We start from the raw sequence: 15269 nt of genomic DNA on the forward strand, positions 1-15269 counted from the left end.
TGTAGGAGCGGACTCCGTCCGCGATTGGACTCACCGGCCACGCCGGACGCCCCGGTGGCGCGGCCAGCGGCGTATAACCGCGAACGGTCATGCGCCCTACGTTCCCGCCTTCGCTGAACCATGAACGGCATTACGCTCCCTCGCCTGCTTTCGCCTTGTTCTGCTCCAGCGCGGCCAGGCGGCACCGGCTACTTCAGCTGGCGCTGGGCGCAGATTTCCGGCAGGTCGGTGCGCCGCAGGTAGGTCTGCAGCGCCTCGCCGAACTCCAGGCGCTCGGCGATGTTCTGCGCCTGGAGTATCTGCAGGCATTCGCGGCTCAGCGTCATCAGCTCGCCGGTCTTCTGCGCCCAGACGAACTCGCAGGCCGGGACGATGCTGTCCTCGTCCACGTCGAGGCCAAAGGAGTCCTCGCTGAAGCGCACCAGGTACTTGCCGGTCTTGCGGTTGAAGCCGACGAAGCCCTTCAGGCGATCGGCGGCGGCGCAGATGTCGGTGGATGTCAGGGCCATGGTCTTTCCTCCCGTACTTTCTTGGCTCGCGGCCCGCGCCCTCCCCCGGGCGCGGGCCGTCTGTTTCAGGCGTTCTGCGTCAGGTGCCGGGCGATGGCCTGGCGCAGCGGCGGCAGGCCCTGGGCCAGGCGCAGGCCGGCATTGCGCAGCAGGCGCGCCGGTGGGCGCGGGTCGTTGTACAGCCCGGCGATCAGGCTGGTGGCCTGGTACAGCGGCCAGGTCGCCAGGCGGTGCGCCAGGGCGTAGCGGCGCAGGGGGCCGGCGGCGCCCCAGTCACTGCCCTTGCGCTTGGCCGCCAGCAATTCGGCGGCCAGGCGCCGGGCGCTCTGCAGGCCGAAGTTGAAGCCATGGGCGGTGACCGGGTGCATGCCCACCGCGGCATCGCCCAGCAACGCGCAGCGCGGGCCGGCGAAGCGGTCGGCGTAGACGCCCACCAGCGGGTAGCAATGGCGCGGCCCGAGCAGGGCCATGCTGCCCAGGCGACTTTCGAAGCGGCGCTCGATGTCGCGGGCGAAGGCCGCCTCGTCCAGGGCCAGCATCGGGTTCATCTCGTGCTGCGTCAGGGTCAGCACCACCGACGAGACGTCGCCGTTGAGCGGCAGCAGGGCCAGGGTCTGGCCGTAGCCGAACCACTCCCAGGCCACCTGCTGGTGGGGCTTGGCGTGGGCCATGCGGCAGACCAGCATGGTCTTGCCGAAGTCTTCCATGCGCGCGCCTATGCCGAGCATGCGGCGGGTTTCCGAGAAGCGGCTGTCGGCGGCCACCAGCAGGCCGGCGGTCAGTTGCTCGCCGTCATCGAGGGTGAGCCGGGCGCGTTCGCCGGTGACGCGCACGGACTGCAGCGCATGCCCGTCGAGCAGGGTCACGTCGGCGCAATCTTCCACCGCCGCGAAGGCGGCGCGGCGGATCGCCTGGTTCGGCACCAGGTGGCCGAGCTGGCCGGCGCCGGCCAGGCCTGCATCGATGCGCAGGGCGAACAGCGAGGGGCCGTTGAGCACCTGGGCGTCACGCAGCGGCGCGATGTCCCTGGCTGCCAGTCGCGGCCAGATGTCCAGGAGTTGCAACTGGCTGCGCGAGGCGTGCGTCAGGGCGATCTCGCGGCCGTCCTCCGCCGGCTCGGCCAGGGCGGCGCGGGCCTGGCGCTCGATCAGCAGGATCGACAGGCCATGGCCGGACAGGGCGCGGGCCAGGCAGAGCCCGGCGGGGCCGGCGCCGACGATGGCGATATCCACGTGCATGGGTGACTCCTCTCGCGGGGATGGGCGGTCCCGGAGTCTAGGGCGGGCGATCGGCGCATTTCTTGTCGTGGATCAGTAGCCGGCGGCGGATGGGCCTGCGGCGCCGGCGCGCATACCCCCTTGGAGGCATCAGGCGCCGGGGTGCAGCGGCCCCAGCTCGCGCAAGCCATGGCGCACGCTCAAGCCTTCCAGCTCGGCGAGGTAGTCGTCCAGGCCCAGCAGGCCGACGCAGGGCGTGGCGCCGCGCTTGTCCAGGCGCCCGGCCGCCAGCTTGCGAGCCAGGGCCACCGCGGCCATGCAGGGGATGTTCGGCCCGTGGTCGTCGGCCGCCTGCAGCTCCCAGCACAGGCGCAGGGGCTGGCCATCCGCGCCCTCGCCTTCCAGGCGCACGAACATGCCGCTGCGCCCGTCGCCCAGCGGCTCCAGGCCCTGGGCCAGGCGCTGCAGCCAGGGGCTCAGGCGGCTGGCGTCCCGCAGCAGGCCCAGGCGCACCAGCCAGGACAGCGCCCAGGTGCCGAAATGCGTGGTGCGCAGGCCCAGGCCGGCGCCGAAGCGCACCTCGCGCACCGTCGGGTAGCGTTGCGGGAAGAGTTCCAGGTCGGGCACGTCGCAGTTGGCCAGCCAGCGGCGCCCCAGCGGCGCCGGGAAGCGGTGGGCGGCCAGGTCCTGCCAGCCGTACACCGCCTGCCAGCGGCCGTCGCGCAACTGGCGCAACGGCTTGCCGCAGTAGCCGAGCACGGCCGCCAGGGTGGCCTGGCCGGGAATCTTCGCCGACGAACTGATGCCATGGTGGATGACGTCCAGGCGGGCGAAGCGCGGCAGCAGTTCATCGACCACCGCGGCGCTGAGCGCCGGCACCGAGCTGGCGCCGGCGCACACCAGCACCCCGGCGCTGCGCGCCGCCCGATCCAGCTCGCCGATGGCGCAGACGAACTGGCGGGCGTCGGCCAGGTCGACGTAGTGCGCCCCCGCCGCCACCGCGGCGCGCGCCACCCGGTAGTCCTGGGCCTGGAAGGGGCCGGCGGTGGAGATCAGCAGGTCCACGCGCAGCTCGCGCAGGCGCCCGGCGAGGGTCGGCTGGTTCATGTCCAGGCACACCGCCTCGCCGCCCACCTCCGCGGCCAGCAGGCCGGCGCGCTTCTGGTCGCGCCCGGCGACCAGCACTCGAATGCCCTCCGCGCCGGCCAGGCGGCGGACGATCAGGCTGCCGAAATTGCCATAGCCACCGAGCACCATGACGCGAAAGCGGCTGGGTGATGCCGACATCGTTCCTCCTTGACGATCAGCCATTCAGGCGGCCCATAGGGTAACGTGCGGCGGAGGCTGCGAACATGACAAACAGCGCCTCGCTCAGCCGGGCTTGCCGGCGGGGTGCCGCGGCAGGTCGTCGTCCAGCGGCCACCAGTTGGCCGCCGAGGCCACGTGGTAGTGGGCCTCCGGCCGGGTGCGCAGCTCGCCGTCGAGGGTGCCGGCGCGCAACCGCAGGATGCCGGGCAAGGCATCGCGTTCGCTGTAGATTGGCGAGCCACAGTTCGCGCAGAACCAGCGCCGCTTGCCCGGCGAGGATTCATGGGCCCGCAGCTGCGCCTGCCCGGCCAGCAGGCGCAAGGCCTCGCGGCGCACCGGGATGTTGGTGGCGAAGGGCCCGCCCTGGGCCTTGCGGCACTGTCCGCAATGGCAGACCTGGATGGGCGCCAGCTCGCCTTCCAGCTCGAAGGCGACGGCCCCGCACAGACAGCTTCCCTGGTACATGTGTCCTCCGACATGACAGGCGAGGCTGCAGTCTAAGGCAACCGCCGGCCTACCGCAGCCGGCGGTTGGGAGCCTCAGCGCGATGCCGGTGCGATTTCCCCACGCTGCCAGTGCGCTTCCTGGCTGGCCAGGGCCTGGCCGATGTCCGCCAGGGAGTCGGACTTCAGCTGCGCCGGCAGCGGGTCCAGGCCGACGCTGGCGAACACCTGGCCATAGGCGTTGCGCAACTCGGCATAGGCCAGGTCGCGCTGCAGGTCGGCCTGCAGGTTGTTCAACTCGCCCTGGATCAGCTCCAGCTCGCCGATGCCCTGGGCCTGCCGACGGTTGCGCAGCTCCTGGGTGATCTGCCCGTCCAGGCTGGCCAGCTCCTCGCTGGTCTGGAACTGCCGGCGCGCTTCCTGGTAGTTGGCGTTGGCCACGTATAGCTGCGCCAGCACCGCCATGGACAGCGCCTGGCGGCGCGCCGCGGCGACGTCCTCGCCGGCCTTGGCGACGTTGATCGCCGCCGGCGCGGACAGCACGTTGAACAGGTTCCAGGTCACCTTCACGCCGTAGTCGGCCCAGCTCTGGTTGACCAGGTAGGTGTTGCTGTCGTAATGCCCGCCGGCGGAGAACTCCAGGCCCGGCAGCAGGCGCAGCATGGCCTTCTTGGTCTCGGCGGCGCTGATCCGCGCCTGGTAGTCCTGCTCGCGCAGCTCCGGCCGCGAGGCCAGGGCCTCGCGTTCGAGGCTGTCCATGCCGACCTTGAGCTCCGGCACCGGGTAGTCCCCGGCCGGCATGGCCAGCTTGAGGTCGGTGCCCGGCGGCAGGTTGATCAGCGTGGCCAGTTCGGTCTTGGCCAGGGACAGCGCCTTGCGCTGCGCTTCCAGCTGGCGGGCGGCCTCGATCAGCGAGCGCTGGTAGCTCATCGCCTGAACCGGGTCGCCGATGCGCTGGTTGCCCAGGCTCTGGCTGTCCCTGCGGGCCTGGTCGACGCGCGCCATCAGGCCGTCGATGCGGCCCAGCAGGCGTTCGGCGGCCACCGCCCGCCAGTAGGCCGAGCGCACGTCCTGGACGATGGTCTGGCGCACCTTGCGCCGGCGCTCCTCGATGATCAGACGCTGGTCGGCCTGCTGCTTGGCGCTGACGTAGCTGACGCCGAAGTCGAGCACGTTCCAGACCATGGTCAGGTCGGCGACGTCGCGGTCGCGGTCCTGGGAGGTCGAAGGCTCCAGGGACTGCTGGTTGGTCAGCACGCTCTTGCTGGACGAGGCGCTGACGTTGTTGCGCCCGGCATAGCCAGCCTCCAGGGCCATGCGCGGCAGCATGTCGAAGGTGGCCAGGTCGACCTGGCGGCTGGCCAGGGCCTGCTCCATGACCTTCAGGCGCCCCTCCAGGTTGTACTTGATGGCCCGTGCCAGGGCCTCGTTCAGCGTCAGCGGGCCGCCGAGCGGCTCCTGGGCGCGGAACATGCTGGCCAGGTCGTCGCGGGCGCGCTGTTCGCTGGTGGCGCGGCTGATCGGGTCGCTGGTCACGGCGCAGCCGCTGACGGCCAGCGCCAGCAGGCTGACGCTGAGGATTCGGAATTGCCTGTTCATTGTTGTGGAGCCGCCCCCTGTACGGCTTCTGTCGTTTGCACGCCCCGCCATCAGTTGGCCGGCCGCTCCTGGCCGAGCTCGCCGAAGGCGTTGGCCAGGTCGGTGACCTGGCGCTGCTCGCGGTGGTTCATTTCCTGCAGTTGCTGTCCGAGCCCTGGCGAGGTGAAGACACCCCGCAGCCCCCCCGAAATATCCCCCTGGCGCCGGTCGAAGGCCAACAGCGCCTGATCCTCCCCCTCGCGCGCGGCCTGGAACACCGCCGAGAAGGTGGACGCCCCGAAGACTCCGGCATCCCCGCCGCCGAAGCCGAGGAAGCCATGCCCGCCGCCGTCGCCGAAGGCGCTGTTGCCGGCATTGGCGAATATCTGCGCGATCTGCGTCTGGCCCGGCCCCTCGCGGAACAGGCTGCCGAGCAGCGACTGCGCCGCGCCGCGGTTGCTGCTGTCCAGCAACGGCACCTGGCCGAGCGTCGGCGCACCGAGGTTCTGCGGCAGCGACGGCGCCGGCAGGCTGTTGCCGGGGATGACTCCCGGCGGTACCGGCTGTATCCCCTGCTCGGTGCGGTACTGCGGGTCGCCGTCGCTCAACGAGCCCTGCACCAGCAGGCCGCGGGTCGACGGCAGGCTGTCGAGTGCCAGGTTGGCGGCATTGCCCACGGCATCGCCCAGGCGCGCGCCGCTGGCGAGGATCTGCCCGCCCAGCTGGATACCGTCGATGTCGAGTTGCCCGGCCACGACCGTATAGGCGAAGACCAGTTGGTTGCTGCCCGAACCCGCCACATAGTCGGCATAGACCACGCCGCCGCGGTCCAGGGTGATGGCGATGCGCGGCACGCCGGCGCTGGTGTCCACCTGCACCGCCTCGCTGTAGTTCACGACGAACTGCAGCGTCTGTCCCGGGGTGTAGCGGCCATCGGCCGGCAACTGCACGGAGGTGACCTGCGGGTCGCTGTGGTCCAGCGCGTAGGCTGGCCCCTGCAGGCCCTGCTGCAGGGTATTGCCGGCGGCATCCTGCACTCGGACGTCACTGCGCAGCGCCAGGCCGAGGCTGCCATCGCCGCCGACATTGCCCACGCTCACCCGCCAGGTCTGCTCGCCGATACGGGTGACCGCGAGGATCCGCCCGCTGGCCGTACCGCTGGCCTGCAGCACGAAGGACGCTGCATCGAGGCCCTGCACCGGTTCGGAGAAGCTGACGTCGAAGGCCAGGGTGCCGGTGTTGGTCGGCGACGGGTCGACGCGGACGATGCCGGTGGCGAGCGGCGCGGTGGTATCGACCATCACACCGGCCAAGCTGCCGACGCCGTTGAGCGCCAAGTTCGCATCGTTGCCGGCCACGTCACGCAGGCTGCCGCCGTTGGCCTGCAGGCCGACGATGCTGATGCCGTCGCCATCGTTGTCGCCCGCCTGTACCTGGTACTGGAACACCAGGGCGTTGCTGCCCGAGCCGGACAGGTAGCTGGCGTAGACCGTCCTGCCGCCGATGTCCAGCGCCAGGCGCGGGCTGCCGTTGATGAAGACCGCCTCGCTGGCATTGACGGTGAAGCTCAGGACATCGCCGGCGTTGTAGTCGCCGCTAACCGGAACGTTCACGCTGGCCATGGTCGGCGCAGTGGTGTCGACCAGCACGCCGGCGGTGGCCCCGACATTGTTGAGCACCAGGTTGGCATCGTTGCCGGCGCTGTCGCGCAGGCTGCCGCCATTGGCCTGCAGGCCCACGATGCTGATACCGTCGGCATCGTTGTCGCCCGCCTGCACCTGGTACTGGAACACCAGGGTACTGGTGCCCGAGCCAGACAGGTAGCTGGCGTAGACCGTCCTGCCACCGATATCCAGCGCCAGGCGCGGGCTGCCGTTGATGAAGACCATCTCGCTGGCATTGACGGTGAAGCTCAGCACGTCGCCGGCGTTGTAGTCACCGCTAACCGGAACGCTCACGCTCGCCACGGTCGGCGCAGTGGTGTCGACCAGCACGCCGGCGGTGTTACCGACACCGTTGAGCGTCAGGTCGGCATCGTTGCCGGCAGCGTCGCGCAAGGTCGCGCCATTGCTGTCCAGCGTGCCGATGGCGATGCCGTCGGCATCGGTATCGCCGGCCTGTACCTGGTACTGGAAGATCAGCGTGCCGGTGCCGGAGCCGGAAACGTAGCCGGCGTACACCGTCCTGCCGCCGATAGTCAGCGCCAGGCGCGGACTGCCGTTGATGAAGACCGCCTCGCTGGCATTGACCGTGAAGCTCAGCACGTCGCCGGCGTTGTAGTCACCGCTAACCGGGACGCTCACGCTCGCCACGGTCGGCGCAGTGGTGTCGACCAGTACGCCGGCCGTGCTGCCAACGCCGTTGAGCGTCAGGTCGGCATCGTTGCCAACGCTGTCGCGCAGCGTAGCGCCGTTGCTTTGCAGGCCCATCACGGCGATGCCGTCGGCGTCGTTGTCGCCCGCCTGCACCTGGTACTGGAACACCAGGGTGCTGCTGCCCGAGCCGGACAGGTAGCTCGCGTAGACCGTCCTGCCGCCGATATCCAGGGCCAGGCGCGGCGTGCCACCGCTGGTATCCACCAGCACGTTCTCGCTGGCGTTGACCGTGAAGCTCAGCAGGTCGCCGGCGTTGTAGTCGCCACTCGGCGGCACGCCCACGCTGGCCACGCTCGGCGCAGTCGTATCGACCAGCACGCCGGCCGTGCTGCCAACGCCGTTGAGCGTCAGGTCGGCATCGTTGCCGACGCCGTCGCGCAGGCTGCCGCCGTTGCTCTGCAGGCCGAGCACGCTGATGCCGTTGGCATCGTTGTCGCCGGCCTGTACCTGGTACTGGAATACCAGGGTATTGGTGCCCGAGCCGGACAGGTAGCCGGCGTAGACGGTATTGGAGCCAATGCTGAGCGCCAGGTACGGACTGCCGTTCACCGTGACCGCTTCGCTGGCATTCACCGTGAAGCTGAGCAGGTCGCCGACCTTGTATGTGCCGTCGAGCGGGCCGGTCACCTGGATGACCTGGGGAGCGTCGCGGTCGATGCCATAGGATGCGCCCGCCAGGCCGCCGGTGAGGGTGTTGCCGGCCTGGTCCCTGATGCTGTGGTCGTCGACCAGGTCGAGCCGCATGGAGCCGGTGCCGGTCAGGTTGGACACAACCACGCTGTAGGTGTGCGAGTCGAGGGCGACGACGGAGCTGATGGAGCCGGCCGCGGTCCCGCTCGTGACCAGATTGAAGTCGCTGGCGTCGACGCCGCTGACATCCTCGCTGAAGGTCACGGTGTAGCCGATCGAGCCCTGATTGCTCGGGGTGGCATCGACCCGTACGATGCCGCTGACGCCTGGCGCGGTGGTATCGACTCGAACGCCGGCGGTGCTGCCCAGGCCGTTGAGGGTCAGGTTCAGGTCGTTGCCGGCCAGGTCGGTGAGCGCCTCGCCACGCAGATCGAGGCTGCCGACCGCGATCCCGTTGCTGTCGCTGTCGCCGGCCTGCACGGTGTACTGGAACACCAGCGCCGAGCTGCCACTGCCGGAGACGTAGGTGGCGTAACGGGTCACCCCGCCCACGTCCAGCACCAGCCGAGGTGGCAGCGCACCGGTCTGCAGCGCTTCGCTGGCGTTGACGGTAAAGGTCAGCACATCGCCGGCCTTGTAGCTGCCATCGGCTGGCGTTGCGACGCTGACCACCGCCGGCACCACGCCGTCGATATCAATGTTGGCAGTGCTGGCAACGCCGTTCAGGGTGACCGCGGCGTCGTTGCCGGCGGTATCGCGAATGCTGCCGCCATTGAGCAGCACGGCACCGCCCAGGGTGATGCCGTTGCTGTCCAGCTGGCCATTGGCGGCAGTCAGGCGGAACGCCAGTGCAGTGCTGCCGGAGCCGGACCGGTACTCGGCGAAGACGGTGCCGCCGGTGTCCAGGGTCACAGCGATACGCGGCACACCGCCGCTGGCATCGACCACCACGTTCTCGCTGAAGTTGACGGTGAAGTCGAGGTTCTGGCCAACGATATAGGTGCCATCGGACGGCGCGCTGACGCCGACCACCACCGGCACCACACCATCGACCACGATATCGCTGCGCCCACCGAGAGAGTCCGCCCCGCCCACGACAGGCAAGGTGAGGATTGCCAGGTCGCTGGTGGCGTTCGCCAGTACCGCGCCGTTGAGTTGCAACGCGGCCGTGCTCTGGAAGTCCAGGTCGGCGCTGACGTCACCGGCCTGCACGGTGTACTTGAAGGTCAGGGTGTTGCTGCCTGCCCCGCTCTGGTAGACCGCATTGCGATCGATCAGGCCCGTTTCCAGCAACAGGCTCGGGACGCCGCCAGTCAGGTCGACGTTGACCGACTGGTCGAAGACCACGTTGATCAGCACTTCGTCGCCGACCTTCACGGTACGGTCCAGGCCCTGCGCCGAGACGCCGGTGACTTTCGGGTTCCCCGGGATGACGTTGATGGAGATTGTGTCGATATCGGCCCTGGCTCCACCGCTGCCGGTATTGCCCTGGTCGCTGGTCTGGATCGTCAGGCTGGCATTGCCGAGGAACCCGCTGTTCGGGTTGAAGATCAGGCTCCGCAGCACGGAGTTGATGTTGACCAGGGTGCCCTGGAAGCTGATGACGGTGTTGTTGAGGCCGCTACCGAACACCAGGGTCACCCCATTGGTGTCGAGCAGCGACATGGTGCCGTTGACCGCGCTCATGGTCACGAGCACGAGGCCGTTGCCGGCATCCACGTCGCCGATCGAGATGGCGTTGCCATTGGCATTGTTGAATGCCAGCGGGATGTTCTGCTGGATGGTTTGCGGGGCCGGCACCTGGTTGACCGGAGCATCGTTCACCGCGGCCACGCTCAGGGTCACGGTCGAGGAGGCCGTCAGCGCATCGGCGGGCCCTGCTCCACCGTTGCCGCCATCGTCAAGGGTGATGGTCAGTGTGACGCCGCCGTTGAAATTGGTGGCCGGCGCATAGGTCAGGTTGTTACCGGCCATGAAAGCATTGAGGTCCGCCAGGCTGCCGCTCAGAGTCAGCAGGCCGCTGCCCGAGCCGGAAACCGTCACGCCGGAACCGCTGAAGGCGCTCAGGCTGCCGCTCGGTACGCTGAAGGTCGCCGTGAGCACGCCACTGCCGGCATCCACGTCGCTGAAGCTGATGCCGCTCAGCGCCAGACTGGTGTCCTCGTTGAAAGAATAGGCCAGAGGCGCGGTGATCTGCGGTGCATCGTTGACCGCCACCACGTTCACGCTGCTGGCTACGGCCAGGTTGGTCGTGTCGATCCCGCCGTTGGCGGTGCCGCCGCTGTCCTGGATGTGCGTCAGGGTCACCACACGGCTGCCGGCGCCGGGGTTGTCGCCGAGAACCCGATAGCCGAGCCCGGCCACCAGTGTCTGCGCGTCGCTCGTACTGATGCCGCCGGCCTTGCCGATGGTCACGCTGGCGGTGCCGCCACTGACGGACACCGTCACGCTCATGCCGCTTGTGGTGGTCAGGGTGTTGCCATTGACCAGCGCGACATCGGTGCCGTCGATGCGCAGTATCTCGTTGCCGCCATCGCGCAGGCCGCTGACGCTCAGGCCGATGCCGGTGATCGACTGGCCGCTTTCGCCGGCGCTGACGACCACGTCGCCGAACAGGGAGACCGCCGAGCCATTCTCGACGTAGGTCGGCGCGCTGCCGGTAGCGGTAAGGCTCGGCGCATCGTTCACCCCGACCACGTTCAGCGTGATGTTGGCGGCGCTGCTGGTGGCGCCGTCGCCATCGCTCACGGTGATGCTCAGGGTGCGCGTCGCGGTGGACGGGTCGTTCAGGTTGCTGTTGCGGTAGGTGATGGCATGGACCAGTGCCTGCACCGCCTGTGCCGTGGCATTGGCGTTGGTGAAGGTGATGACCAGGTCGTTGCTGCCGGAGCCGCCGGCAAAGGTCCCGATGACGACGCCGCCATAGGTCACGCTGTTACCTGAAACACCGATCTGGCCGGCGCCTGTGCCCTGGTCGAGGATGCCCAGCAGATCCTCGCCAGTCGCCCGGTTGGCGGTGATCGAGACAGTCAGGTTGCCGCCGTTGAAATCACTGGAGTCGCTGTCGCTGACGGTGGCGGAACCCGCGGCGTCGAGCAGTACCGCCGCGCCACCCTCGGTATGGCTGACAGGGCCGCTGCCCAGGTTGCCGATCACCGGCGCCTGGTTGACAGGTCCGGCCAGGATGAAATCGTTGCCGGTGCCGCCAACGTAGCTGACCGTCAGTTCCGTACCATTGCCGGCGGCCAGGACGGTGCTGCCTTCGGTGAGGCCGGAGAAGGTGCCGGATATGGCATCGCTGCCATCGTTGACGATCAGCGCATAGGTGGTGCCCACCACGGGGACGTAGTCCTGGCTGACCGCCAGGGTCGGGTTGCTGAGGAACACCAGGCCATTGACCAGGACCTGGTCATAGCCGGAACCCGCGGTGCTGCCGTGGATCTCGGCCTGGAGCACCGAGCCGCCGGTCATGATCAGGTTGCCGTTGATGGTCAGGGTACCGGCGCCACCATTGCCGGGGGATAGCGTGCCGCCGCTGCCGACCGCCACCGCGCCGACGATCGAGGCCGTGCCGGTACCGCCCAGCGTAGCGCCGGAAAGCACGGAAATCGCGCCGGCGCCGTTCAGCGAGCCGGTCAGCATGAAGGTGCCGCCCTGCACCGAGGTGGTACCGGTGTAGAAGTTGTCGCCACTGAGGGTGAAGGTGCCGGAGCCGGCCTTGATCAGGCTGCCGCCGCCGTTGATGGAGCCGCTGAAGGTCGTGCTGTAGTTGCTGCCGCCGACGGTCAGCGCGCTGCTGCCCAATTGCACCGTACCGGCGCCGACCAGCGCGCCCAGGGTTTCATTCGACGACAGCGACAGGCTGGCGCCGCTGTTCACCGTCACGCTGGAAACATCGGCAATGGCGTTGCTGCCGCTGACCGCCAGTGTCCCGCCGACCACCGAGGTATCGCCGGTATAGATATTGCTGCCCGCCAGCATGGCGGTGCCGCTGCCGGTCTTGGTCAGGCTGCCGCCGCCCGAGACCACCCCGGCCAAGGTCGCCGTGCCGCCGGTGATGGCCAGGGTGCCGCCGGCGCCGCCGAGCACGACGGCGTTGTCGACGGTGAAGGACGCGCCGTTGTTGCTCAGGGTGCCGCCATTGAGCGTCAGGGTGCCGGAGGAAAGCTGGTCGTCGCTGGAAATCTGCAGGGTGCCGCCGGCGACGTTGATGCCGCCGGACATGCCCGCCTCGTTGCTCGCGCTGGTCAGCCCCAGGGTGCCGCTGCCGGTCTTGCTCAACGCACCGCTGCCGGCCAGGGCGCTGCCCAGGGTGACGGTGTCGCCGGCGCCGTTGCTCAGCGTCAGGGTGGTGCCGCCGCCGAGGCTGATGGTGCCGCCGGTGATGAGCAGTCCGCTCGCCGCATCGGTGTCCAGCGTCAGGCTCTCGCCGATGCCGAGGTTGCCGGCCAGGTTGATGGTCTGCCCTGCCAGGGCGCCGCTGAAGACGATGGTCTGGCTGCCGGTGGCATCGGCCGCGGCGATAGCTACCGCTTCGCTGAAGCTGACGCCGTTGCTGGGGTCGATGGTCGCTGTGTCGGTGGCATTGGTGACGTAGATGAAATCGCTGCTGGCAACGACGTCCGCGCTCGTGCTGGAGCTGCCGTCGCTGAGCGTGAAGCGGATGCTGGTATCGCCGGACGGCGTGTCGTTGCGGTAGCTGATGTGCCGCGCGACATCGTTCACCAGCGCGGTGGTGGCCGCGGTGCCGCTGCTGGTGTAAGTGATGGTCAGTACGCCACCGCTATTGGTGAACGTGGCGAAGGTCAGCCCACCCGCCTGCAGGTTGTTGCCGCTGACCGTGAACGAGGCGCCGCTGGTGTCGAAGCCGAAGCTGTCGGCGGAAACGGCCGTGCCCGGGCGCTGCACCGTGAGGCTGGCGCCGCTCCAGTCGCCGCTGCCACCGTTGCGCGCACCGAACTCGGTATCGCTGAAAGTAGCATTGCCGCCCACGTCGAGCGTCACGTTGTTGCCCACACCGCTCCAGGCCACGCTGTCGCCGTTGAGGTTGCCCAGGCTGGGGGCCGAGTTGATCACGATGGCCTTGTTGGCCCCCAGGGAGCCTGCCGCACCGGGAGCTGCGAGCGTCAGGGTGGCATCGTTGCCTGCCGCGTCACGGATGGTGCCGCCATTGAGGGACAAGGCGCTGCTGGCGATGTAGTCGAGGTCGGCGCTGCTGTCTCCCGCCTGGACCGTGTAACTGAACGTCAGCATGGAGGTGCCGGAGCCGCTGACGTAATTGACCGCCCGGTCGACGGCGCCGGTTTCCAGCGTCAGTTGCGGGGTGCCGGTGACAGTGACCGCCTCGTTGAAGGAAACCTGGATCGAAATGACGTCGCCCGCCTTGTAGACGCCGTTGGCGGTGGCCGAGGAAACCGAACTGATGGAAGGCGCCAGGGTATCGATGGCGTAGTTGCCGGAGTCCTTCGTGCCGGAGCCGGCCAGGCCGCCCTGTACGGCGTTGACCCCGCCCAGGTTGACCGTGATCACGTTGCTGGCATCGGTGACGCCGGCGCTGGGTACGAGGATCCCCCGCCAGGTGACGCCGCCATCGTTGGTGCTCAGCCCGCTGATGGCACCGTTGGGCACGCTCAGGTCAGCGGTGGTGAAACCGGTGACGGCGGTGTTGAAGGTGAAGGTGACCTCGGAGGTCTCGCCGACTTTCAGGTTGCTGTCGGTGAAGACGACGGAAAGCAGGTCGGGCGCGGTGTTCAGGCTGACCACGGAGCCGACGCTGGTGGCAATGCTGCCGCTGTTGTCGCCGGTCCAGTTGGCCGAGTTGGTCACCCGCGCCAGCCAGGTGGCACGGTCGGCCGAGGTGGTCGGGCCGGTGTACTGGATGTTGTCCAGCTCCAGCGAGCCGCCGCCGGGGATGCCGATCGCGTTGAGGCCGTTGCTCAGGGCGTTCTGGCTGTTGACGCCGTTAGGGAGCATCGAATCGCGCACGGTAGCGGCGATCGAGGTGTTCCAGCCGTTGGCGTCGACCACGCCAGCGGAATTGTTGAAACCGAAGATGAAGTAGGGGTTGCTGTCCGTGTCCTGGTAGATGAACAGGCCATCGCCGGCCAGGTTCATCGGGTCGGTGACGACGTAGGTGGTCACGCTTATCTGCGAGCTGAGATCGGCCCCGGTGGTAGCGTTGGTCAGGGTGGTCGGCTGGTCGGAGCCGCCGAAGAACAGTTGCAGGCGGGTACCAGCGGCTATGGTGCCGGTAGTGGTCCAGGTCACGGTACCGTCGTTCGTGGAGGCCGCGGTGAAGGCGCCAGTGGCCTGGTCCCAGCCCCGGTCGGTGAACTTGATGACCGTGCCGGCGGGGATGTCGACCAGGGTCGCCAGGGTCACGGTATCGGTGAGCGCGCTCCAGCCGAGCACAACCATGTCGCCGGCATTCAGGGTATTGAGCACGTGGTCGTAGCTCATGCCCGCCAGCACCGACTTGCTCTCGATGGCGCCGGTGGCGGCTTCCAGCACCCAGTCGCCGCCCTTGCCGGCGTCACCGCTCCAGTCGGTGGAGGCCGCCACGTCGGCGTCGGTGTAGCCGGCCAGCTTGGCCAGCAATGCCGAGCCGTCCGCGCCCTTGCCGACGTCGCAGCCATAGATCAGCAGGTCGCCGTCGGCGCCGAGGCTGGCGCCGATCTGCTCGAGCTGGGCCTTGGCGGTATCGACATTGTCCAGGGTCAGGCGCGTGGAGCCCACCTGCACGCTGGCTTCACCGCCGTGGGAAATCAGGTGGATAGCGTCGAGGTCGGACCGCCCCTTGAGGTAGTCGGCCATCTGCTGCAGGCCGTTCTTCGACGGATCCAGCACCACCACTTCGCTGCCCTTGGGCAGTTGGCTGGTCAGTTGCTTGTAGTCCTGGACGTTGCCATCGACGAAGACCACCTCGTGCCGGGCTTCGGTCGCCGTCGCCGCCGCCGGGGCTGCCGCTGCGGCAGTGTCCTTGCTCGCGACGTCGTGCTGGCCGGCGGCCTCGACCGCCTGCGCCGCCTGGTCGGCCACCACCGGCACCGAGGCGTCGAACATCATGCGCGGTTCGAGTGCCTGGATGAGCGAGGCCCTGTGCGCATGGCTGGTTGGTTTGCCGCCAGTCGTGTTGCGTTTCCAGAATGCCATGCTGACCTCGAGCGGAGTGCCGATTGGGCGGCTGGGGACCGGTGCCCCTGGCCTGCC

General features: G+C 68.8%; 6 protein-coding genes. All 6 read right to left on the bottom strand.

The annotated features are described in order from the left end of the window. Window positions 1-188: 188 nt before the first annotated feature. Window positions 189-509 (bottom strand): DUF2025 family protein, encoded by a 321-nt coding sequence (locus tag DK254_RS08495; protein WP_109933425.1) that lies wholly within the window; start codon window positions 507-509, stop codon window positions 189-191. 65 nt (window positions 510-574) lie between these two features. Further along, complete coding sequence (gene ubiM / locus DK254_RS08500; protein WP_109933426.1) at window positions 575-1747, bottom strand: 5-demethoxyubiquinol-8 5-hydroxylase UbiM; 1173 nt, start codon at window positions 1745-1747, stop codon at window positions 575-577. 129 nt (window positions 1748-1876) lie between these two features. Continuing rightward, on the bottom strand, window positions 1877-3013 hold the full coding sequence (locus DK254_RS08505; protein WP_109933427.1) for a saccharopine dehydrogenase family protein: 1137 nt from the start codon (window positions 3011-3013) through the stop codon (window positions 1877-1879). A gap of 84 nt (window positions 3014-3097) precedes the next feature. Beyond that, on the bottom strand, window positions 3098-3499 hold the full coding sequence (locus DK254_RS08510) for a GFA family protein (protein WP_109933428.1): 402 nt from the start codon (window positions 3497-3499) through the stop codon (window positions 3098-3100). A gap of 74 nt (window positions 3500-3573) precedes the next feature. Further along, complete coding sequence (locus DK254_RS08515; RefSeq protein ID WP_109933429.1) at window positions 3574-5076, bottom strand: TolC family protein; 1503 nt, start codon at window positions 5074-5076, stop codon at window positions 3574-3576. Window positions 5077-5126: 50 nt separating this feature from the next. After that, window positions 5127-15212 carry a DUF4347 domain-containing protein gene (locus DK254_RS08520; RefSeq protein WP_109933430.1) on the bottom strand — a complete coding sequence of 3362 codons (10086 nt, stop codon included), beginning with the start codon at window positions 15210-15212 and terminating at the stop codon, window positions 5127-5129. Window positions 15213-15269: the final 57 nt, after the last annotated feature.

The sequence above is a fragment of the Pseudomonas sp. RW407 genome (genome assembly GCF_003176655.1).
GTDB classification, from domain to species: Bacteria; Pseudomonadota; Gammaproteobacteria; order Pseudomonadales; family Pseudomonadaceae; genus Pseudomonas; species Pseudomonas delhiensis.

What these genes read in the sequence shown, in the direction of transcription:
- DK254_RS08505 (WP_109933427.1), bottom strand. Translation starts at nt 3,013, where the DNA reads ATGTCGGCATCACCCAGCCGCTTTCGCGTCATGGTGCTCGGTGGCTAT.
- DK254_RS08510 (WP_109933428.1), bottom strand. Translation starts at nt 3,499, where the DNA reads ATGTACCAGGGAAGCTGTCTGTGCGGGGCCGTCGCCTTCGAGCTGGAA.
- DK254_RS08515 (WP_109933429.1), bottom strand. Translation starts at nt 5,076, where the DNA reads ATGAACAGGCAATTCCGAATCCTCAGCGTCAGCCTGCTGGCGCTGGCC.
- DK254_RS08495 (WP_109933425.1), bottom strand. Translation starts at nt 509, where the DNA reads ATGGCCCTGACATCCACCGACATCTGCGCCGCCGCCGATCGCCTGAAG.
- ubiM (WP_109933426.1), bottom strand. Translation starts at nt 1,747, where the DNA reads ATGCACGTGGATATCGCCATCGTCGGCGCCGGCCCCGCCGGGCTCTGC.
- DK254_RS08520 (WP_109933430.1), bottom strand. Translation starts at nt 15,212, where the DNA reads ATGGCATTCTGGAAACGCAACACGACTGGCGGCAAACCAACCAGCCAT.